Source organism: Streptomyces sp. HSS9-12 (genome assembly GCF_054963655.1).
In genome coordinates this window covers 13,628-35,764 of record NZ_JBUEGC010000039.1, presented here as the reverse complement: position 1 = coordinate 35,764, position 22,137 = coordinate 13,628, and the positions used below count along the sequence as shown (strand labels likewise).

At 70.4% G+C, this 22,137-nt stretch carries 10 protein-coding genes and 1 pseudogene; 6 read left to right on the top strand and 5 right to left on the bottom strand.

Features of this window, described 5'->3' with window-relative positions; all coding sequences use genetic code 11:
• Window positions 1-18 precede the first annotated feature (18 nt).
• Window positions 19-6,336 carry a protein kinase domain-containing protein gene (locus ACY34J_RS20420; RefSeq protein ID WP_462727940.1) on the bottom strand — a complete coding sequence of 2,106 codons (6,318 nt, stop codon included), beginning with the start codon at window positions 6,334-6,336 and terminating at the stop codon, window positions 19-21.
• Between the two features lie 480 nt (window positions 6,337-6,816).
• Between ACY34J_RS20420 and ACY34J_RS20415 the strand changes: the two genes are divergently transcribed.
• On the top strand, window positions 6,817-7,233 hold the full coding sequence (locus ACY34J_RS20415) for a hypothetical protein (protein ID WP_462761968.1): 417 nt from the start codon (window positions 6,817-6,819) through the stop codon (window positions 7,231-7,233).
• Window positions 7,234-7,405: 172 nt separating this feature from the next.
• Here the strand turns inward: ACY34J_RS20415 and ACY34J_RS20410 are convergent.
• The 4 genes and pseudogenes from ACY34J_RS20410 to ACY34J_RS20395 all read right to left on the bottom strand — a co-directional run.
• Window positions 7,406-8,359: pseudogene (locus ACY34J_RS20410) on the bottom strand (RNA repair domain-containing protein); the annotation flags it as partial.
• A gap of 199 nt (window positions 8,360-8,558) precedes the next feature.
• Window positions 8,559-8,960: a DnaJ family domain-containing protein gene (locus ACY34J_RS20405; protein WP_462727942.1), complete on the bottom strand. Its 402-nt coding sequence runs from the start codon at window positions 8,958-8,960 to the stop codon at window positions 8,559-8,561.
• 194 nt (window positions 8,961-9,154) lie between these two features.
• Window positions 9,155-11,329, bottom strand: a complete 2,175-nt coding sequence (locus ACY34J_RS20400) for a UvrD-helicase domain-containing protein (RefSeq protein ID WP_462727943.1) — start codon at window positions 11,327-11,329, stop codon at window positions 9,155-9,157.
• 195 nt (window positions 11,330-11,524) lie between these two features.
• Window positions 11,525-13,528: an N-6 DNA methylase gene (locus ACY34J_RS20395; protein ID WP_462727944.1), complete on the bottom strand. Its 2,004-nt coding sequence runs from the start codon at window positions 13,526-13,528 to the stop codon at window positions 11,525-11,527.
• Between the two features lie 180 nt (window positions 13,529-13,708).
• Between ACY34J_RS20395 and ACY34J_RS20390 the strand changes: the two genes are divergently transcribed.
• The 5 genes from ACY34J_RS20390 (at window position 13,709) to ACY34J_RS20370 (ending at window position 22,128) form a co-directional block, all read left to right on the top strand.
• Complete coding sequence (locus ACY34J_RS20390) at window positions 13,709-13,837, top strand: hypothetical protein (RefSeq protein ID WP_462727945.1); 129 nt, start codon at window positions 13,709-13,711, stop codon at window positions 13,835-13,837.
• The gene (locus ACY34J_RS20385; RefSeq protein WP_462727946.1) at window positions 13,834-14,250 is read left to right on the top strand and encodes a protein kinase domain-containing protein; all 417 of its coding nucleotides are present in this window, start codon (window positions 13,834-13,836) and stop codon (window positions 14,248-14,250) included. Before ACY34J_RS20390 ends, ACY34J_RS20385 begins: the two co-directional genes overlap by 4 nt.
• A complete protein-coding gene (locus tag ACY34J_RS20380) occupies window positions 14,247-14,474 on the top strand; it encodes a hypothetical protein (RefSeq protein WP_462727947.1) in 228 nt (75 codons plus the stop codon). The genes ACY34J_RS20385 and ACY34J_RS20380 overlap by 4 nt, the downstream gene beginning before the upstream one ends.
• A 119-nt stretch (window positions 14,475-14,593) precedes the next feature.
• Window positions 14,594-17,812, top strand: a complete 3,219-nt coding sequence (drmD, locus tag ACY34J_RS20375; RefSeq protein WP_462727948.1) for a DISARM system SNF2-like helicase DrmD — start codon at window positions 14,594-14,596, stop codon at window positions 17,810-17,812.
• On the top strand, window positions 17,809-22,128 hold the full coding sequence (locus tag ACY34J_RS20370; RefSeq protein ID WP_462727949.1) for an Eco57I restriction-modification methylase domain-containing protein: 4,320 nt from the start codon (window positions 17,809-17,811) through the stop codon (window positions 22,126-22,128). The genes drmD and ACY34J_RS20370 overlap by 4 nt, the downstream gene beginning before the upstream one ends.
• The last annotated feature ends 9 nt before the right edge of the window (window positions 22,129-22,137 follow it).

The following is a 22,137-nucleotide window of genomic DNA, read 5'->3' as shown; positions in this document are numbered from 1 at the left end:
TCCTCGTGGTGAGCGGGCTCAGTGGGCGGCGGGGGTGCCGAAGTAGCGGGTGTGGGCGGCGGCGATGGCATCCCAGTCCGCGCCGTGCGGGAAGCGCACGACGTCCCAGCGGGCGTTGAACAGCCGGTCCTCGGCTTCCTCGTCCCGGAAGGTGTCCTGCTCCTTGTCCGGGGAGTCGACGAAGACGGCCAGGTTCACGCCGGGCAGCCGGTACACGAAGTCCGGGGTGGCGTTCGCCGCGGTGAGGAACGTGCCGGACTCGTCCGGCAGACGCAGTCCGCGCGCCTTCGCCCAGCCCAGGAAGTCGCCCTGCGCCGCGAGCTCGGCGGCCGATGTCTCGACCGGCGTCGGCCCGGCGGGGGACTGGTCGAGCAGCCGGCGGTACTGCTCCGTACGCGACTCCCCGCGCGACTCGCGGTGTGCTGTCGCCGACGCGAGCCGCACCAGCAGGTCGCGCGCCGAGTGCCGGTTGACCAGCGTGTGGTTGAGCTGGTTGCCGTATGTCAGCAGGCACTCGTAGCAGCCGAGCGCGCAAGGCCGGTCGGGGTGCGGGCCGCCCAGGTCGTTGCCGTTCTCGTCGAAGTGACAGATGGCCAGGGCCTGCCGGGCCGCCCTCGCCAGAGCGTCCTTCTCGGCCTGGAGTCGGCGCAGGACACCCGCGCCGCCCTCGGCGGCCTCCATGAACAGGATGCGGCCCCGGGGACCGCCGTCCGGCGGCAGCAGCTCGCTGGACAGCTCCACGTCCTCCAGCTCGAACGCGGCCTCGATGCCCCGCTCAAGGGCGTACATCACGGAGAGCGCGACCGGCTCCGGCAGCAGCTCGTCGAGGGTCACGACGAGAATGTTGCGGCGGTCCTCCACAAACGGGATGACCCGCTTCTTGCGGCGCCGCTCCTTGCCGTCCGGGTCGACCAACGGCAGCTCGCTCGAATCGCCCGACGCCTCCGCGGCGTCCTTGTCGTTCATCCAGCGGCCATCGGCCAGGTCCAGCCAGTAGCCCGCCGGTTCGTCGCTCTTGGCGCGCACCCGGCCGGTGTTTGTGATCCGGACCGTCGCGGAGTCGCCGTACGTCACCTCGGCGATCGGCGCGCCGGAGGTGTCGCCGATGGACGCGTTCAGGCGGCCCCTGCGGGTGCCGTGGTCGTGGAAGCGGTACGACGTCTCCAGCTTGAAGCCGGCGCGGCGCCGCTCCTCCTCGTCGGAGGAGATCCGCTCACGCCGGGTCGTGTACACGGTGTGCAGATGCAGCAGGCCGTAGGTCGCGGCACCCAGGGGCTCCCCGCACATGTCGCAGCGGTCCTCGCGCTGCTCCGGGTCGTGGTGGTAGCCGCACTGCGCGCAGCGCCGGGCCTCGCTGGTCGCCAGGTCACCGGAGGAGTCCGGCGGGAGCTGGATGCGCGTCACCTGGTAGCGGGCGCCCTCGTGGTAGATCAGCGCACCGGGGCCGAATTCGCGGATGGCGAGGAAGCGGGGCCGCTGCAGGTAGTCGCCCTCACCGCGGCGGCGGCCGATGGTGGGTATGTACGCGGCGAGCGGGAGGCGCGGGAAGCTGTAGCCGGGCAGGAAGCCCTCGGACGCCAGATAGCGGTACGGGTTGAAGTCGGAGAGCACGGACTTGCTGTCGACGCTCTCGTTCATCAGCAGGTTCAGCTGTGTCTCGGCCTCGCGACGACGCGTGTTGGCCCGGTTGCGGTCGCCTTCGGTGAGGCTGTAGTCGAGGCGGCGCTTGTTCTGGATGTACTGGTCGTCGAGCGCGGCACGGAACAGCTGCCGCCAGCGGTCGAAGGCGTTGTCGAATCGCTCCGGGACCGTCCGTACCTTGTCCTGGATCCAGTCGTCGTGCCACCAGGTGGTCTCGGCGAAGTCGGAAAGCAGCGGGCCTAAGACGCGCAGCGCGGCGTCGACGGTGCGGCGCTGGGCCTCCTTGTCGAGCGAGGCGGCGAGGATGTCGGGCTGCAACTCCAGAGCCGGGTCCGGACGGTCACCGGTGTCCGGGTACGACACATCGAGCACCTCGGGTATCGCGCGGCCCAGGTTCAGGCCAGCCTCCGCTATCCATATGCCCTGGAGGTGGGAGAGGACCAGGTCCTCGTTGGCGAGGTCCAGGCGCGGCGGGGCGACCGCGCCCGCCACCATGCGCTCCGAGCGGCGGAAGTAGTACTGGTCGTGGCTGTTGCCCGTCGCGCAGTACGTGGTGACGAGGGCGGGATGGCCGCTGCGTCCCGCACGGCCCGAGCGCTGGGCGTAGTTCGCCGGCGTGGGTGGAACGTTGCGCATCATCACCGCGTTCAGCGAGGAGATGTCGACGCCCAGCTCCATCGTCGGCGAGCAGTACAGCAGCTTCAACTCGGCCTTGCGGAAGGCCTCTTCCCGCTTCTCCCGCTCGTCGGGCGCGACCTGGGCCGTGTGCTCGCGCGCGAACAGGCCGGAGAGGGCGGCCGCGGCGTCCTTGTACAGATCGCGGAAGAAGGTGTTGACGCGCGGACCGTCACCGCTCTGGTAGGTGCGCGTCAGCGGGTCGTGCGTACCTGTCTCGCCCTTGCCCGCACGCCAGATCAGCGACTGTGCCGCCACCCGGTAACCGGTCGTGGCCGGGCCCGCCGGCTTGCGGTAGCGGCCCGCGCGCTGCGGAGCGTCGGAGACCTCCTTCACCAGGCCGGCCTTGGCCAGGACTTTCAGCAGGTGCTCGATCACCAGTTGGAGATCGCCGGTGTCGAGCTCCTTGAAGGACCGGTCCGAGCGCCGCAGGTACTTGCCGAACTTGCCCCGCGCGGACAGGAAGAGGCTGGAGCGGTCCAGCCCCCGGCCGGACGGGTGCGGATAGGCGGTGCCGACCCTCGGTTTGTCGGCAGCCGAAAGAACCCACGGGTCCACCAGACGCTCCTCGCTCGCCCGCTGGAGCGAGTCGAAGTCGTCACGGAAGTAGGAGACGTCGATGGCGAGGGAGCGGCGCATCTCGTTCAGCAGCGCCCTCATGATCTCGGCGCGCAGAGCCGGGTCGGCGTCGCGCAACGCCTGGTGCGTGCCCTCCCACCGGTCCTGCTTGGCCGCGACCCAGGCCAGGTCCTCGTAGTCGATCTCCAGCAGGCCGGTCTGTTCCAGGTTGGGCATGGTGATGCGCCAGCCTCGCTCCAGATCGAGGTAGAGGCGGAAGGCGATCACGTCGCGGAGCGTCTTGGCGGCGTTGCGGGCGAGCGACGGCGGCAGATCGCTCTCGCCGGTGTAGTCGGCCGGATCGATGGCGAGCGCGTTGGTCACCGCCGAGGCCAGCTCCTCGTGGTGGATGCCGTCAGCGCCCGCGTCCACGGCCGCCCGGTAGAGCGCGCCACGCAGCTGCGTGATCTGGACGAAGTCGTTGAAGTGGCCCGCCTGGAGGGATGCGTCCTGCCGGTTGTCGACGAACGTGAGGAGTTTACGCGCCTCCTTGTCCAGGGCCTCCTCCGGCACCGACTTCAGCGACCGGACCACCGAGGCGGAGATGAGCGAGGTCGCCGAGGAACGGCCCTCCTGGCCGAGCGTCGCCAGCTTCGCGAAGTCCTTGCCGCGCGTCTGCTCGTACGCCACACCGCAGTGCAGGCAGAACAGGAAGGGCGAGGGGATGAAGGCGGCCTGGAGCTCGCCCCGGCCCTCGTAGCCGAGAGGGTCGACGGTGACGGCGCGCGGCACCCGGTCACGGTAGGACTTCTTGACGACCTCCTGGCCCTTTTCATCCAGCTCCAGCCAGGACTCGGGCAGCCGGCGGTCATCCACCGCGTACTGGGTGTTGGCCGGCCACGGCCGGTCGTGGTCGACGTACAGATAACCGTCGCCCTGCCGCCCGCCGGTCGCGGAGGTGTCGCGGCGCGCCTCGTACCGGACTTCGCCGTCCTTGTCGTTCCGCCATACCGTCAGGTACTCCTGACCGCACTCCCGGCAGAACGCGAGGGGTATCAGCAGCTTGCCGCCGCTGTTCGGCTGTTCGATCTGGTAGGAGCGGGTGCGGTGGCGGGTGAGCTTGTCCTCCAGGGTGACGTACACGGTGTCACCCTTGGAGAGGAACTGGTGCAGCCGGAAGGCGAACAACGGCCGCTCGGTCACCGGATGCCTGGCCTGGGAACCCGCCTCCAGCGTGGCGCGGATCGCGGCGGCACACTCGCGCTCGTCGACTCCGGATTCCTCGGCCAGTTCCTTCGCCGCGTCCTCGATCTTCGCGGGCCGCTGACGCACCAGGCGCCCCGTGGCCTCGTCCGTGGCCAGGCCGAATCGCGTCTCGATCCAGCGGGCCAGAGGGTCGCGTACAAGGCCGGCGTACGCGCGGGGGGCGGCCGGGGCGGTGAGCCGCTCCGCGGAGACGGTGTCCGGCGCCGGCTCCGTCGCGCGGACCAGGGTCTCGCCGATGACGTGCTCGGGGCGGACCGTCGTACCGAAGAGGGTGCTCGCCACGTCGGCGACAACCGTCTTCTGGTCGTCGACAGTGCCTTCCGTCGACATGGTGGCCGACGTACCGATGCACTGCAGATCCCGCGCCTGACAGGCCTCACGGACCCGCCGGATCAGCAGGGCCACGTCGGCGCCCTGCCGGCCGCGGTAGGTGTGCAGCTCGTCGAAGACCAGGAACTCCAGGCCCCGGGCCATCTTGATGAGGCTGGCCCGGTCGGCGGGGCGGGTCAGCATCAGTTCCAGCATCACGTAGTTGGTGAGCAGGATGTCCGGCGGATTGTCGCGGATCTCCTTGCGCTTCTCGTCGTCCTCCTGGCCGGTGTACCGGGCGAAGGTGACGGGCTCGCGGCCCGCGCCGTAGCCGTCGCGCAGATACTTCTCCAGCTCCTTGAGCTGGCTGTTGGCGAGCGCGTTCATCGGATAGACGATGATCGCGCGCACCCTCCCCCGGCCTCCGGCCGGGGGGACCCCCATCCGGGCATTGGGCCCTTCGGCGTCCCGCTCCTGAAGCACCTTGTTGACGATCGGGACGATGTACGCGAGCGACTTGCCGGATCCGGTGCCGGTCGTCAGCACATACGAGGCCCGCGACCGGGCGGCGTCGATCGCCTCGCGCTGGTGCTGGTGGAGCGTGAGCGGGCGGCCGTCGCAGACCGTTCCGTCCTTGGTCTTGTTCGCCTGGAAGATACGGGCGCACTCCTCGTGCAGCACGCCCTGCCCCGCCAGTTCCACCACCGTGCCGCCGCCCTGGAAGAACGGGTTGAGCGACAGCCACGGGTCCGGCCACTGCGACTTGGCGTTCAAGTCCTCCTCGACGAAGGCGGCGATGCGGTCGTCGCGGATGACGGTGCCGCCCTCGGTGAAGGAGCGGTACTCCTTGATGAGCGCTTTGTGGACGCCGAAGACATCCATCCCGGTACCTGAAGCGGTCACCGGCACGGGCTCCGGGGCGGCGCCCGGACGCTTCGAGGCCGGGGCGCCGGAACCGCGCACGGCCCGAGTCGGGTCCAGGGCTCTCCAGTGCGGCAGTTGTGGGGTGGCCTCGTCCCGCTCGGCCAGCGGAAGCAGCGCGTCACGGACGGCCACGGCATCCACCGGACGGTCCGCCGGGTCCTTGGCGAGCAGCCGGTCGACGAGCCGGGTGAGTTCGGCGGGGATCTCGCCGCGGATCACAGTGATGGGCGCCGGGGTTTCCCCAACGTGCTTGCGGGCGAGTTCGTACGGGGACTCGCTGGTGAACGGGGGTACGCCGACGAGCATTTCGTACAGGACACAGCCCAGCGCGTACAGGTCGGCGGCCTGCGTGACCTGCTTGGCCAGGAACTGCTCGGGAGCCATGTAGCGGGCGGTGCCCACGCTCACGCCGGTGCTGGTCAGCCGGGCCTCGTCGGAGTCGTCGACGATGCGGCCCATGCCGAAGTCGAGGACCTTGACCGTACCGCCTTGGGTCAGCATGACATTGGCGGGTTTGAGATCGCGGTGGACGATGCCGGCCGCGTGCGCCGCGGCGAGGCCGTGGGCGATCTGGGCCCCGAGGGCGGCGGCCCAGGAGACAGGCATCTGAGCCTCTTCCGCGATGAGGTCCTTCAACGTCTCGCCGTTCAGGAACTCCATGGCGAGGTAGGGCAAGCCGTCATTGTCCTGGGCGACTCCGCCGTCGATCAGCCGCGTGAGGTTGGGGTGATCGAGACGGCGCATGATGCGTACTTCGCGGGCGAAGCGTTCTACCGCCTTGGGGTCGGCGCTGGTGTCGATCTGAGTGCCCGTACGGCGGCGCAGGATGGTCTTGACGGCGACCGTCCGATCGGGCGTGCCCATGGCGGCCTGGAGATCTTCGGCCCGGTGGACCTCGCCCATATTGCCTCTGCCGATGACGTGCCCGATGCGGAACCTGCCATCGACCAACTGGTGGCTCATTCCGGTCCCCTTGTCCCTTCGCACGGCCCCGTGGCGGAACGTGCCCCCCTGCACCTGATGCCGAACGTCCGTCGTAGGGAGAGCGGAGCGGGCGGCAGTCACTACCGTACACGCGCAAAGCCAACTCCGTGCGGGATATGGCATGTTGACAACGTACACGAGCTAAATCTACGCTCTGGCGTGTAATCGGGGCTGGGGGGTGGGCGAGTGAGGCATCAATCCGTCAACACGCCCGGTGTGTCGGGGATGAAGGCCGCCCTGGGTGAGTTGCTCACTCGGCTTCGGCATGCCGCAGTCGATGGCGTTGTGCCAGGGGCTGTCTTCGCGGCACAGGTCCGCGCACTGGGGCTCGGTGATGCCGAGCGGGGCCGGCTGCGCAGAGAGCTTGCCCGGCTGGGACTGACCGTCACGGACTCGGAAGTGCACGTAGAAGCGGACCTTCCGGATGTGCGAAAGGTTGCACGGAATCGTGCAGAAAATGTGTTCGGCCGGGATGAGTTGGTGCGAGACCTGCTGCGGCGGTACGCGGAACCCGAGGGATATGTGACGGCCCGGGCCGTGGACGGCGTCGCCCGACTGGCCGGGCTCGGCGCCCGGGAGGCGGCCGCACTGCGGGCGGGGGCCAGGGTGCGGCTCGATGCCGTCGCCACGACGGCCGACCTGGCGGAACCTGACTCGGACGAACCTGATGCTGGGGAAGCCGACCCGGCGGAACCTGACTCGGATGAACCTGATGCCGAGGAAGTGGACTTCGAGTCGGATGCCTCGTCGACTCAGACCGGGAGACCAGGGGCCGGAGATCTCGCCGTCGCCTTGGCCGCCGCACTGGCCGACTTGGAGGAAGACCGCTTCAGCCGACGGCCTGACAAAAACTTGGCACCCAGCCGGGACTGGTGATCCGGCTCTGGACGATCTGCGACACCGAACACACCGCCTTGGTCGCCCTGACGCTGCAGCGGGCCGACCCGGACCAGCAGCGCACCTTGCGCGCCCTGCCCGGCACTCCAGACTACGAGGAGGGGGCGGAGCGCTGCTGGGGCCGGGTCTCTCGGGCCGCGTCCTATGCGGTCGGCGCACCGGGGCCGGTCTCGGGCAGCCAGCGCACCTCGCCCGTGCCCAGAGCGACCGTGCCCCGCGGCCGCATCGGTTCGCCGGCCCGGCGGGAGAGCAGGACCAGCTCCCCGACCGTCGCCGTCATGGTGTCGAGCCGGGCAGCGCACTCGGCCGCGACCCGCCGTGGATCCCGCGTCCGGCCCAGGGACAGGTGCGGGGTGAAGCCCTCGGCGCGCCCGTGGCAGCGGGGGAACCTTTGCTCCAGCGCGCTGTACAGGCGGGCCCACGGCGCGGTGCCGGCCGCCGCCGGGTCGAGCCATACGGTGGCGTAGTGCCGGTGCCGGAAGGTGTGCACTCCGTGCAGCCGGGCGGTGAAGACCGGCGTCTCGGCCGCCGCCGCGGCGATCAGCGGGGCCGCCGGCTCGAAGTCCGACTCCGGTACGAAACCGAAGAGCACATTGACATGCGGCGGCCAACGGCGGATCTGTGGATCGTGCTCCCGGCGGATGTCCTGGATCGGCGGCCACAGCACCTGGGGCGGGAGCCAGGCCAGCGCTGTGCGGGCCGTCGGCGACACGTCGAAGACGCCGGTGGGGTCGCTTCCGCCGAAGCCCAGGTGTGCTTCCACGCTGTACTGGTCCGATACGTACGGGTCCCCCGGGGCAGGTGAGTCACTCTGTGAGACTGGCCCGGGCGCGCCCTCCGTGTACGGGCTGGCTGCCGGGTCCCGTACCCGCCCGGCGTCCGACGCATCGATGCGGTCCACATGCGTGGCGCGGTCCCAGATCACCTCGCCGTCTGCCTCGATGAACAGCACCCGGTGCCACGGGATGTCGCCGCCGGGTACGAAGTCGAGCAGCGGGATGCGCTCGGGGGAGGCCCCGCGCTGCCTGATGCCCAGCACGAACCGGGCGGGGTCGAACCGCGGGTCCCAGCGGACCTGGTTATAGATGTCCTCGCTGGTACGCATCACGTCTCCTCACCGTCCAGAGTGCCGTCGCGGCCCCCGCTGCGGCACCCGGGGGTGCGACGCGCCTGAGCTGGGTGCGGCGGGGAGGGGCGGTGCGCGTCTGCGCGGTGGGCACCCGCGGCGTCACCCGGCCGTGCCCGATCGGCGTCGCGCCGGTCGGCTGCCCCGGACCGGACACCCCGGATGCCGGCGGGGGAGCTCAGCACGGGTGCTGCTCGCGCCACGCGCGGACGATGCGTTCCACGTCGAAGGGCACCAGATCAAGTGGAGGACCGGAGAGCGGCTTCCGCATGGCCTCGGCGATCTTCTCGTTGATACGCGTGATGATCTGCCGTACCTCCGTCTCCGACGAGGCTTGCGACGCCGCGGCGAGCGCGTCCTCGGCCTCCTTGCGCAGAACGAGCGTCGCCGGCAGGAAGGAGGCCCCCTCCCGGTGCATCTTCTGCTTGATCCACCAGTCCTCGTCGTAGGGCTGGCCCAGGCCCGGGATGGGCTGGCCCATCCCGGGCAGGTTGTCGAACTCGCCGCGCTCCGCAGCTTCGCGGATCTGCTTCTCCGCCCAGAACTCGAAGCTCACGCCGGGCGGCTTGCGCTCGGTCATGCTGCAATTCTCCCCCTCCGGCGGGGCCTCCCGGGCCCGCTGCTCTCGCCGGCCCGAGGCGAATCGCGGCTGTTTCGTGTCGGTAGCCAGTCACGTTCGATCCGGTCAGCGGCCGCCGTTGCTCAAGCTGCGGCATCCACCGCGAGCAGCGTCAGCAAGCGGTGCGGCCAGGCGGGGTGGCGGTCACGGTGATCTCACCTACCAGCCACCGGGTCGAGGAGGCGGCTGCGCTCGCCGTGCCATGACACCGCCAGTGCGTCCCGGGCCCGGGTACAGGCGACGAACAGCAGGCAATGCTCAGCGAGCAGATCGGACCTGTGCTGGACGGGATCGACCTCCGCCGGGGTGATCTTGGGCGGGAACGGCAGCACGGAGGCGTTCACCCCGACTACGGCCACGCAGCGGAACTCCAACCCCTTCATGGCGTACATGCTCGCCACCCGCACGCCCGTGACCGACGGGCCGGGGGCGTCCTTCACCGCGACGGCAGGGATGCCCTCGCGCTTCAGCCGAGCGATCACCGCATCGACCAGGGTGTTGAAGCGCGCGCACACCGCGATCTCGGAGGACCGCACGCCGTCCTCCTCGGTCCAGGCCCGCACCTGTGCCACCAGGGCGGTGAGTTCCTGGTCCTGTGTCGCCCAGCCGCGCGCGACGGGAGTGCGGCCGTGCAGTTCGGACCGGTAGCCGGCCAGCGAGTCGGGCTCGCCGTCCTCGTCGTCTTCGCCGAGCCGTTCGATGCGCTGCCCGTCCAGCAGGGACATGGCCCAGCTCAGGATTTCCTCTGTACTGCGGTAGTTGAGCCGGAGTCGTGCCGAGCGGCCGGTGATCGGTATGCCCAGCGATTTCAGGGAGACCCGGGAGTCGTAGATCCGCTGGTGGGGGTCGCCTACGAGGAAGATGTCGTCGGGTCCCGGCGCGACGCAGGCACGCAGCACGCGCCACTGGGCCGGATGCAGATCCTGGGCCTCGTCCACGACCACATGCCGGTAGCGCGGTCCCTGCTCCCGCAGGATACGGGCTGCCTGCGCGCACAGCTGGGTGTAGGTGGCGGTACCGCGCGAGGCCAGCGTGGCCGTGAACTCCTCTGTGAGGCGCCACAGTTGGGCCCGCCGCACCGGGCCGACCGGGGTGCCGCGCCCGCGGCGGACACAGCGCAGATACTCCTCCGGGGTCCTGAGGTCCTGGGCGAGGAGGACATGCCGCAGTTCCTGGGAGAGGAACTGCTCGGACCACTTCAGCCCGTGCCGCGAGCGGATCTTCGCCCAGACGCTCATCTCCGCGGCGGCCGTCAGCGGCTTCGGCACACTGCCGCGCGCCTCGCGGATCACCCGGGAGGCGAGCGAGTCCACAGTGGTGACGTCGACGCGGGAGAGCAGTGGCGCGTCCACCTCGCCGAGCAGCAGCGCGAGATTCTCGCGCAGGGCGTCGGCCATCGCGTTGGTGAACGTCGTGAGGAGGATGCGCCCGGCCCCCTCGCGGTCGGCCCGCAGTAAGTGCCGTACGCGGTGCAGGGCGGCGACGGTCTTGCCCGTGCCGGGTCCGCCGGTCACCTGGGCGGGACCGTTGTAGCCGGGGTGGTAGGCGACGCGCCGCTGCGTAGGGTGCAGGAAGACGCGCCAGCGGGCGAAGTCGGCGGTGAGCACGCGCTCCAGTTCGTCGGCCCCGGTGACTTCGACGATGCGGTTCGGTGTGTTGCGGATCGCCTCACCGATGCCGATGGGGTCCCGCTCGCCGGACGGGCGGGCCGTTGGGCGGCCGGCCGTGATCAGCTGGTCCCAGACCTCCTCGGGCGAGAAGCCCTCGGCGAGGTACTCGAGCACCTCGTACTGGTCGGCGGGCATCAGCGGCGGCGCGATCATCCGCAGATCGTCGCGGTCGGTGCACAGCCGGGCCAGGCGCAGCATGTGTTCGTCCAGCCCCAGATCACGCAGCGCGGTGTCGGAATGTGCCGCGAAGAGACGCGTCGGCTCGGACTGGGCCTTGTCCTCGAAGAACGGCTCCATGGCCTCCAGCGCCTCGACGTTGCGTACCTCCAGGGCGCCGGTCGCCGCGTTCACCGAGTAGACACGCTTGCAGGCCCAGGCGATCGCGTCATCGTGCGGGGCGACCCGGATGAGGAGGAAGGTGTCGCTACCGTCGTCCGGAGCGAGGACGACCCCCCGGTGGAACTTGGTGATGCGTATCGTCCGGATGCGCCGGTCGCGGGCATTTTCCAGCTGCTCCAGGTGCAGACCCTTGCCCGCGTACAGCTGGGCGACCGTGAGCCGCTGGAACATGCGGACCGCATCGCGCACTCCGCTGCGGACGTGCTTCTCCAGGCGGTCGTACTCGTCGAAGAACTCCTCCGAGATGGCGAGCTTGGGCATGGTCTCCTCGGGCTGTCGGGGACGGTGCGCGGCGGGACAAGCCTACGAACCTGCCGCCGGCTCCGAAGAGCGGTCGGCAGGATCCGGTGACGCGATGTCAGAACAGGGGGCATTGCCGGGCGGCGTGGGTGCGCCGCGAGGTGGAGGTGGACGTCACCGAGCGCTGCGCCGACACCGACTGGCAGTAGGCGCCGGTCAGCGACCCGCTGACAGGCCTCCTGCCACCAGCCGGTCGCTGAGCTCATGGACCAACCCGGCCCCGAGACCGCTCAGCCGCTCCAGCAGCCGTTCCAGGCCGATGACCTGCTGGAAGGCGCCGCTGTAGCGGAGCTGTTCCTCCAGGGGCAGTTGGAGCACCTGCAGCTTGCGGACGTCCACACGGGACGAGCTGGAGGCGTGGGTGCCCGCTTGGCGGCTGTTGGAGGGAGCGCGCAAACAGCCGGCCAGGAAATGAGCGTCCAGCTTGGCCGGGTCGACGCGCAACGCGTGCAACTGCGGGCCGAGCGCTATGGGAGGACCCTGGTGCACCCAGGCGCGGAAGGCCCGGATCACTCCGGCGACCACGACATCGCCGTCTTCCACGATCGCTGGTGCGTCGCCCGGGGCGACCCAGGCGCCGGGTGTGCCGTCCGTCAGCAGATCCGTCACTGTGAGCAGCGGGACGCCGTCCCCGGCGGGTTCGCCGCTCATGACAGTGCCGTCCGGCGGTTGTTGTCCGCCGCGCAGGGTCAGGGCACCGGCCCGTGCCAGGTCCGCGACGGTGGCCGTCGGGTGCCGGCCGGCCTCGTCGCTGTCCACGTCCAGACCGGCGAGTACGGCGCCGGTTTCCCGCAGCCCCGCCAGAACGGTGCCGAACTCCTTCCAGCTGTCGGCCAGTGAGGGGCCGGTGCTGTCCGGGACGGAGGAGACGTGCCGCCCCGGCGTGAGGTCCACTTCATCGTCCAGCAGGTCGATGAGGGGCACTGTGGCGGCCCCCTCGGGCAGCGCGGCCCCGGGGCTGTCGAACGCGTCGAGCGCGGACGTCACGAAGGCGCTCAGCGCTTCCCAGTCAGGACCGGGCTCCCTGCCCCCGGGCTTGCCGTACCGCGCCCCGTCGACCAGCAGCACGTCGCCACCGTTCTCCGTGCTTCCCGCGCCCGAAAGTGCGCGCAGGAGCCACAGATGCAGCGAGACGCTGTGCGGCTGGGCGGACCCGGGCGGCAAGGCGACCACGGCCCGTAGCAATCCAGTGCGCAGCAGCGCGCCGCGGATCCTGCGGCCCGCCTTGCGGGCGGCGACAGCCGGCGGCAGCAGCACGACGGCCGTGCCACCGGGGCGCAGATGGGCCAGGGAATGCTGCACCCAGGCGAGTTCCGGTTCGGTACGCGGTGGGAGCCCGTGCGCCCAGCGCGGGTCGGTGGCCAGCTCCTCGTAGCCCCAGTCGCGCTCGTTGAACGGCGGATTGCACAGTACGACGTCGGCCGTCAGACCTTGATGCGGATCGGCTCGTAGCGAGTCGCTCACCTGTATGTCCACTGAGGCGTCGGAGCCGTCCATGTCGAAGGCCAGTCGTGCGGAGGCCAGGGCGGCGAGTGCCGGGTCCCGGTCGCAGCCCGCCAGGACCACCGGGCCCGCCGGGTGTGCCTGCGCCGCGGCAGCGAGCAGATGACCTGTGCCGCAGGCCGGGTCGAGTACGGTCAGCGGTCTGCCGGAACGATCCGCCTGGGCGCTCAGCGCGATCCGGGCCATCAGGGCCGCCAGTTGCGGGGGAGTGGTGCTGATCTGCCGCACATGGGCGTCGAGCCAGCGTTGCAGCAGGAAGTCGAAAGTGTCCTTCGCGCCCGCGCGCCGCCCGAGCCGCGCCGCCTCGGTGACCAGCTCCCGGGCTTGCTCCGACAACTCGGGGCCGCTCGCCCGCCCCCGGCCGCCACGCATCCGCCGTCCGGCCTGCGCAATCGCGAGCCCGGTCTCGTCCCGGCTGCCCAGAGCCTCGAACCGCGGCCACAGAAGCTCGCGATCTCCGCTGTCCTTGAGTTTGCCGTTCGCCCGCAGCCACTTCTCCACTTCGGCGAGGGAGAACTGCGGGCTGACGTCCGTCCCCCCGATCCGCTCGGGGAAAGTGTCATGCCGGCGGCGCCAGTTGCTGACCGCCGCGCGCCCCACCCCCGCGATCCGCGCGATCTCCGCGAGGGTGACCGGGACGGCCTGGACTGCAGTCATCGAGATCTCCGGGGTCGACTGTGGGGGGCGCAGCGGGTACGCGTTCTCAGTGCAGGTGCCTGGCGGGGGCACGTGGCGTCGCGTGATCCCGTAGCACCTGGCAGGCTACTACGGTCATTGACTTTGTTCACAGGGCGCATCGTTGTGGTGTGGAGCATGTGAAGGACATGGAGCAGAGCTGTGAATGTGATCGCTGCGGGCACGGTGCTGCACGACCGCTATCGGCTGAACAGACAGCTCGGCAAGGGCGGAATGGGACACGTCTGGGCCGGGCACGACCTGCACCTGGACCGGCCGGTCGCGCCATGACCGGTGAGTGTCCCGGCAACATCCTGTACGCGTCCCCGGAGCTGCTCTCCGGCGCCCCGGACCTCGACGGCCGCAGCGATCTGTACGCCATCGGCTGCCTGCTCCACCGCATGCTCGCCGGAGCCCCGCCCTTCCCGCCGCAGCAGCCCGCCCTGCTCGCCACCCGTCATCTGCGTGACGAGCCGCCGCCGATCGCCGCTGCCGGCACCGAAGTCCCGGACGGGCTCCAGGAGTTGCTGTACGCGCTTCTCGCCAAGGTTCCCCAGGAGCGCCCGGCCTCGGCGGCCGAGGTGTACGCCGCGCTCGCCCCGTTCCTGCCCGCCGCTGACCCGGGCAGTGCTGCCGGACGCCGCTTCGTCCCCGAGGACCCGCGCCGCCCCTTCGTGCTGCCGCAGGGCCCGTACCCGGCGTGAGCGCACAGCGCCGCGCCCAGGGCCCGACCGACCCGGAGGTGCTGCGCACCCGGGAGGAGATCGCCGTCCTGGTGGCGAGGTCCGGGGATCACCGCCGTGCCCGTGACCTCTTCGCGCACCTGCGCGACGACCTGCACGGCCATCTTCCCGGGGACACCGAACGCTTGACGCGTACGGAACTGCTGCTCGCCCGCCTCGACCGGCTCCTCCGCGAATCCCTCTAATCCGTGAACTATGTTCACGGGTAAATATTCCTGTTACCCTAACTCCTGCCGACCGGTGGGGAGTTCGGGATGTCCGGTCGGCGCCACGACGGACCCGAGGGGAAGGGCCGGCCACCGCCATGACGGCAACAGCCCAGCGCGACACAACCACAGCACCCCAGGGGCGACTGCCCGAAGAGGGCAACCTCGTCGAAGTCCGAGGCCAGAGCTGGGTCGTGGCCCGTGTCGAGCCCGCCGCGCCGTCCGCTGAGGGCCGGCCGGCGACGCTCGTCCACCTCCAGTCCGTCGCCGACGGCCGCTTCGGCGACACCCTCTCCGTCATCTGGGAGGTCGAGCCCGGCCGCCGTGTGCTGCCCGCCGGCTCCCTGCCCGACGCCTCCACCGGCCAGTACGATCCGCCCGCGCGCCTCGCCGCCTTCCTCGACGCCGTCCGCTGGTCGGCCGTCGCCTCGGCCGATGTGAAGACCCTTCAGGCCCCGTTCCGCTCCGGCGTCGCCGTCGAGCCCTACCAGCTCGAACCCGTCTCCCGCGCCGTCGGCGCGCCCCGCGTCAACCTCCTCCTCGCTGACGACGTCGGCCTCGGCAAGACCATCGAAGCCGGCCTCGTCGTCCAGGAGCTGCTGCTGCGCGGCCGCGCCCGTCGCGTCATGGTCGTCTGCCCCGCCGGCCTGACCCTCAAGTGGCGCGACGAGCTCCACGACAAGTTCGGCCTCGAGTTCACCATCGTCGACTCCGAGCACTGCGCCCGGCTGCGCCGCACCCACGGCGCCGCCGCCAACCCGTTCCGGGTCCACCCGCTGACCATCGTGTCCCTGCCCTGGCTGCGCGGCACCAAGGCCCAGCGGCTCCTCGACGAGGTGGTCCCCGCCGGCGAGGCCGCTCGCGAGGGTGACGGCATACGCCGCTTCTTCGACCTGCTCGTCCTCGATGAGGCGCACCACGTCGCACCCGCCGCGCCCAAGCAGGTGTACGCGGTCGACTCCCAGCAGACCAAGCTGATCCGGCGGCTCGTCCCGCATTTCGAGCACCGGTTGTTCCTCTCCGCCACCCCGCACAACGGCTACCCCGAGTCGTACACCGCCCTGCTGGAACTCATCGACGACCAGAAGTTCGCACGCGGCGTCGACCCGGACAAGGAAGCGCTGAAGGACACCGTCGTGCGGCGCCTGAAATCCAACATCACCAGCCCGGACGGCACCCCCCGCTTCCGTACCCGCGTCACCCGCGAACTCCCCGTCGAATACACCCCGGCAGAGCGCGAGATCCACGGCCTGCTCGGCAGCTTCGCCGACCTGCGCCGCAAGAAGCTCACCCCCGGGGCACGCGGTGGCCGCCGCGCCGCCGACCTCGTCACCCTGCTGCTGAAGAAGCGCCTGTTCTCCTCCCCGGCCGCCTTCCTGCACACCGTCCGGATCTATCTCTCCCATCTCGACGACACCGGCGGGCGCACCCGCTCCGCCGCCTCCGAAGTCCCCGACTGGCTCGACGAGTTCACCGACATGGTGGGCGACCTCGACGACCTCGGCCTCGCGGACGCCGAGGACGCCGCGCTCACCCGCTCCACCAGCCTCACCCCCGCCGAGGACGGCGAGGAACTCCGCCTGCTGACGGAGATGGAGCGCTGGGCCCTCACCCACGAGGCCGCCGCCGACTCCAAGGCCGAGGCACTGATCCGCACCCTCAAGGCCATCTGCCGGCCCGACCGGCACTGGACAGGCGAACGCGTCGTCATCTTCACCGAGTACCGCGACACCCAGAAGTGGCTGCTCGACCTGCTGCGCCAGGAGGAACTCACCGACGACGGCCGCATCGCCGTCCTGCACGGCGGCCTGAGCGTCGAGGAGCGCGAGCAGATCCGTGGCGCTTTCCAGTCCGACCCCTCCAGCCCTGAGGGCACGGTGCGCATCCTCATCGCCACCGACGCCGCCGGCGAGGGCATCGACCTGCAGAACCACTGCCACCGGCTCATCAACTACGACATACCCTTCAACCCCAACAAGCTCGAACAGCGAATAGGCCGCATCGACCGCTGGGGCCAGAAGAACGACCCGGAGATCACCCACTTCATCGGCTCCGGCTGGGAGAAGGCCGCCGCCGGCTCGTACGAGGCCGATCTCGAATTCCTCTCCCGCGTCGCCCGCAAGGTCGCTCGCATGGAGGAGGACCTCGGCTCCGTCAACGCCGTCATCGCCGACGCCGTCCAGCGCCGCATGACCGGCGACACCGCCCCCGTCGACATCGAGAACGCCAAGCCCAAGCAGATCAAGGGCCGCCGCACCGGCGGCACCGTCGCCCCCGAACAGAACGTCACCGCCCAGGCCCGCCGCCTCGCCGAGCAGTACGAGGAGACCGTCACCACCCTCGGCCTCACCCCGGCCAACATCAAGCGCGCCGTCGACACCGCCCTCGCCCTCGACCACCAGCAGCCCCTCGTCCCGTACCACCACGAGGACTTCGAGGACGGCCTGTACGAGGTCCCGCCGCTGTCCGGCACCTGGGAGCGCGCCACCCGCGGCCTCGCCCACCGGCTGCGCCCCGGCGAGCAGCGCCCGGTCACCTTCGACCCGAAGATCGCCGCCGAGGGCCGCGACGACGTCGTACTGGCGCATCTGAAGCACCCGCTCGTCGCGCTCTCCACCAGGCTGCTCACAGCAGCCGTATGGAATGCCGACAGCGTCGGCCTGCACCGCGTCACCGCCGTCGTCACCGACGACCCCGCCGTCGAGACCACCCTCGTCTCCGCCTACGCCCGCTACGTCCTCGTCGGCACCGACGGCACCCGGCTGCACGAGGAGATCCTGTACGCGGGCGGCTGGTTCGGCGACACCGGCCGCTTCCGCCGCTGGGAGTCGGTACGCACCCAAGGAGCCGTCCTCGCCCGCGCGCTGACGGGCGGCTCGGAGGCCGCGCCGCATCTGCGTCAGCAGCTCAGCGAGGCCTGGCCGCGCCTCCAGCAGCCGCTCTACCGGTCTCTGCGGGCGCGCGCCGACGAGCGCGGCGAGTCCCTGCGCAACGCCCTCGCCGACCGCCGCACCGAGGAGGAGCGCCGGATCACCGCCACCCTCGACCGCTTCGAATCCACCCTGCGCGCCAAGCTCACGGAGGAGGGCGACGGCGCCGGCGAGCAGATGAGCTTCTTCACCGCCCGCGAACTCACCGCCCTGGAGCGCCGCCAGTACGAGGACGACCGCGCCCGCTGGCAGTACCGCCTCGACGGTCTGGCCACGGAACGCGAGCGTGAACACGCCGCCATCGCCGACCGCTACCGCGACCCACGATCGCACCTCTTCCCCGTCGCCGTCGTCTTCGTGATCCCCGCAAAGGAAGCCCGCCGATGAGCCCCCGATCCACTTCGCGAGGCCTCGCCGCCGCCAAGGCCAAGGCCCTCGACGGCCGCGCCCAGCACCAGGAGTGGCTCGACCTCACCGAGGTCTCCGGGCCGTTCCTCACCATGCCCGTGCTGCTCCGGACCTGGCCCCAGCTCGACGCGCTGGAGAAGGGCGAGCGAATACGGCTGCGCGCCCGCCACGCCGACTGGCAGGCCGACAGCATCGCCGGCCGGGACGAGTGGACCGCGTACGTCCTGCGCGACCTGATCGAGTGGGGCGACGGGCTCGCCCTGCGCCAGGGCGACGAGGACGACCTGGACCTGGACCGTTTCGCCGTCGACGTACCCGAGCACAACGCCCGCCTGACCGCCGACTTCGCCCTCGTGGAGCCGGGCGCCCAGCTCGCCGCCGAGCCCACCGCGCACGCCGCCGCCAAGCGCGTACGCGTCCTCGGCATGACCGTCCCCGTCGGCACCGTGCCCACCGTGCGGCCGAGCTGGGGCGGCGAATGGGCGGCGAGCCCCGCCGACCGGCTCGCCCGGCTGCTGCGCCACCACGGCGTCCCGCTGGGCCTGGTGACGGACGGCCGCTGGTGGTGCCTGGTCTGGGCGCCCATCGGCGGCGTCACGACCACTGCCGTCTTCGATGCCATCGGCTGGAACGAGGCCGCCGAGCGCAATGTCGTACGCGCCTTCATCTCGATCCTGAGCCGCCGCCGCTTCTTCGCGTACGACGAGCCGGAGACGCTGCCCGGCCTGCTGCGGCAGAGCCAGGAGGCCGGCGAGGACGTCACCAACGCGCTGGGCGTCCAGGTCCGCCAGGCCGTCGAGCTGCTGGTCGACGCGATCGGCCGCGCCGACGCGCGCGCGATGGCGAACGGCGCACCCGGCCTGCACGCGCAGGACGTCACGGCCGGCGAGGTCTACCGCGGCGCGGTCGCGGTGATGATGCGCGTGGTCTTCCTGCTGTTCGCCGAAGAGCGCGGCCTGCTGCCGGCCGACAACGAGGTGTACGCGGCCTCGTACTCCGCCCGCTTCCTGCGCGCCGAGCTGAAGGCCCGCGCCGACGCGGAGGGCGAGACATCGCTGGAGCACACGACGGCGGCCTGGCACCGGCTGATCGCCCTGTTCCACGCGGTGTACGGCGGAGTGGACCACCCGGAACTCCACCTGCCCGCCTACGACGGATCGATCTTCGACCCGAACAAGTACCCCTGGCTGGAACTCGGTTCGTCCCTCCTACCGATCGACGACCGGACAGTCCTGCACATGCTCCAGGCCGTCCAGGAGGTCCGCGTCGGCACGGGCAAGCAGGCCGAGACCCGCACGCTGAGCTTCCGCGCCCTCGGCGTCGAAGAGATCGGCTACGTGTACGAGGGCCTGCTCTCGTACGACTGCGAGCGCGCCGTCGAGCCGATGGCCGGCCTGATCGGTCCTCCGGGTGTGGAACACGAGGTCCCGCTGCGGGAGCTGGAGTCGCTGGCGGCGTCGAGCAAGGACGTCAAGGCCCTGGCCAAGAAGATCCACGACACGTGGAGGGACCCCAAGCCGCCCGCGAGCGCCGCGAAGCTGGAAAAGCTGCTCGCCCCGCTGAAGGGGCAGGATGAGGCGGAGGCCCGCCGTCTGCTGCTCGCCGCCTGCAAGGACGCGGCGCTGACCGAACGCCTGCTGCCGTTCTTCGGCCTGATACGCCGGGACCTGCGCGACCTGCCGGTGGTCATCGGCACCGGCGCGCTGTACGTGACGGAGTCCTCCTTCCGCAAGAACACCGGCACGCACTACACGCCCCGGGACCTGGCGGAGGAGGTCGTCCGCCATGCCTTGGAGCCCCTGGTCTACGGGCCGGGCCCGCTCCAGACGGCGGACACGGGGGAGTGGCGGCTCAAGTCGTCGGAAGAGATCCTGTCGCTGAAGGTGGCGGACATCGCCATGGGCTCGGCGGCGTTCTTGGTGGCCGCGTGCCGTTACCTGGGGGAGCGCCTGATCGAAGCCTGGGAACACGATGACCGGGCCGACGCGATCACCTACCGGGCCGGCCGGGCCGTGGACGCCGTGACGGCGGCGGACGCAGAACAGGACCCGGTCGTCATCGAGGCCCGGCGCCAGATCATCGAGCACTGCCTGTACGGGGTCGACTTCAACCCCATGGCGGTGGAGATGGCCAAGCTGTCGCTGTGGCTGGTCTCCATGGACCCGACACGGCCGTTCACGTTCCTTGACGACCGGCTGGTGGCGGGTGACTCGCTGCTGGGTGTTGCCAATATGCAGCAGTTGGAGACCATCAGCCTCACCCCGTCGCACCAGGACGACGTGTTCGGCTGGGTCCAGGGGGCCCGCAACCGCGTTGACCAGCTGACGAGTGAACGCCTCGCCATCACGGCCATCAAGGGCATCGACTTGCCCGCCCTCATGGAGAAGCGCGAGCGCCTGGCCGAGGTCAATGAGCACGCGGCCCGCCTCAAGCTCGTCGGGGATCTGGTGGTGGGCGCCGGCCTCGCCACCTGCGCCTCGGGCCGCGTCCCCTGGTACGACGAGGACAGCGGCGACCGCCTGCGCAACCTCTTCCCGACGGCGGAACGGATCGTGGGCCGCATCGTCGCCGAGGGGGTGTCCGACGTCTCAGAGGTCGTGCGTGAGGCGCGGGCGACCGCCGATGAGTGGCTGGCGAGCGAGCTGCCGGAGGGCGGGCTGAAGCGGGTGCCGATGCACTGGCCGCTGGTGTTTCCGGAGGTGTTTACGCAGCGGGCTGGGTTCGACGCGATTGTGGGGAATCCGCCATTCCTGGGAGGGCAGAAGCTCACGGGAGCGCTGGGGGAGGCCTACCGCGAGTACGTGATTGACTACCTCGCGGACGGCAAGCGCGGGAGTGCCGACCTTGTTGCGTATTTCGAATTGCGGGCGCACCAGCTGCTGAACCGGGGCGGGCAGACGGGCCTGATCGCTACCAACACCCTGGCTCAGGGGGACACGCGTGAGGTCGGGCTCGACCAGCTGGAGAGGGCAGGTGTCGAGATCCGGCGTGCGGTTAAGAGCGCGCCTTGGCCGTCGCGTTCGGCGGTGCTGGAGTACTGCGCGGTGTGGACCAGTAAGGCACCGGTGGGAGAGGAGGCCGCGTACGTGCTGGGTGGGCTCGTGGCGCCGAGCGGTATCTCGACGTCCCTGAATCCGGCAACTCGCAAAGCCTCGTGGGCAGAGCCGCTGGACGTCAACGGCGGTCTGTCGTTTCAGGGGGCAATTGTCCTGGGCCTGGGCTTCACGTTGCCTGAGGCGGAGGCCCGAGCATGGATCGCCGAGGACGAGCGCTACGCGCAGGTCGTGTTCCCGTATCTCAACGGTCAGGACATCAACAACCACCCCTGGTACGGGACGGACCGCTGGGTCATCAACTTCCAGGACTGGAAGCTGGCGGAGGCTGAGCAGTACCCGAACGCACACGAGAAGGTCCTGCGTGAGGTGAAACCGGAGCGGGACGAGAGCAATCGCAAGGTCTATCGCGACTACTGGTGGCAATACGCGGAAAAGCGCCCGGCCTTGGTGAAGGCCATAGCGCCGCTTGAGCGGTGTATCGTCCTGACGCGCGTGAGCAAGGTCGTGATGCCAGTCATCGTGCCGAACGGGCAGGTCTTCAGTGAAGCGCTCGTTGTCTTCGCCTCGGATGGCCCCGCCCTGCTCGCCGTGCTCAGCAGCGCTCCCCACTACTGGTGGGCCATCGACCGCGCCTCGACCCTGAAGGGCGACCTCCGCTACACCCCCACCGACGTGTTCGAAACCCTTGTCCGCCCTCCGCTCACCGATGCCCTCCGGGCTGCCGGAACCCGTCTCGACACGTACCGCCGCGAGCTGATGCTGCGCCGGAATATCGGGCTTACTGCCACGTACAACCTTGTCCACGATCCCGACTGCCAGGACGACGACATCGTCGAACTTCGGCGTATCCACGAGGAGATCGACCGTGCGACCGTTGCCGCCTACGGCTGGGACGATCTGCTGGACGAGACCGGGACGACACTGCCCGCCGATCCCACACACGAGACGTTTCCGCTCGACCACGGCTTCCACGAGACCGACCAGGGCACCCGCTACACCATCGGGCTGCTCGCCCGAACCGAGATCGTCGACCGGCTGCGCCAGCTCAACCACCAGGCGTACGCCGACGAGGTCTTCCTCGGCCTGCACAAGAAGCCGAAGAAGCACCCCGACATGCCCCAACCCTCCGAAGAGGCCAGGCGTCAGAAGGCCGTGGGAAGGGGCGGTAGCACGCTCTCATCCTCCGGCGCCTCTTTCGAGGACGACGGGCTTTCCCCGCCCGACGACGCCCTCTTCTGACCCGCCCAC

Excerpts from the sequence above, each read along its gene's own strand:
- ACY34J_RS20405 (WP_462727942.1), bottom strand. The coding sequence starts at position 8,960 with ATGACCGAGCGCAAGCCGCCCGGCGTGAGCTTCGAGTTCTGGGCGGAG.
- drmD (WP_462727948.1), top strand. The coding sequence starts at position 14,594 with ATGACGGCAACAGCCCAGCGCGACACAACCACAGCACCCCAGGGGCGA.
- ACY34J_RS20395 (WP_462727944.1), bottom strand. The coding sequence starts at position 13,528 with ATGACTGCAGTCCAGGCCGTCCCGGTCACCCTCGCGGAGATCGCGCGG.
- ACY34J_RS20400 (WP_462727943.1), bottom strand. The coding sequence starts at position 11,329 with ATGCCCAAGCTCGCCATCTCGGAGGAGTTCTTCGACGAGTACGACCGC.
- ACY34J_RS20420 (WP_462727940.1), bottom strand. The coding sequence starts at position 6,336 with ATGAGCCACCAGTTGGTCGATGGCAGGTTCCGCATCGGGCACGTCATC.
- ACY34J_RS20370 (WP_462727949.1), top strand. The coding sequence starts at position 17,809 with ATGAGCCCCCGATCCACTTCGCGAGGCCTCGCCGCCGCCAAGGCCAAG.
- ACY34J_RS20385 (WP_462727946.1), top strand. The coding sequence starts at position 13,834 with ATGACCGGTGAGTGTCCCGGCAACATCCTGTACGCGTCCCCGGAGCTG.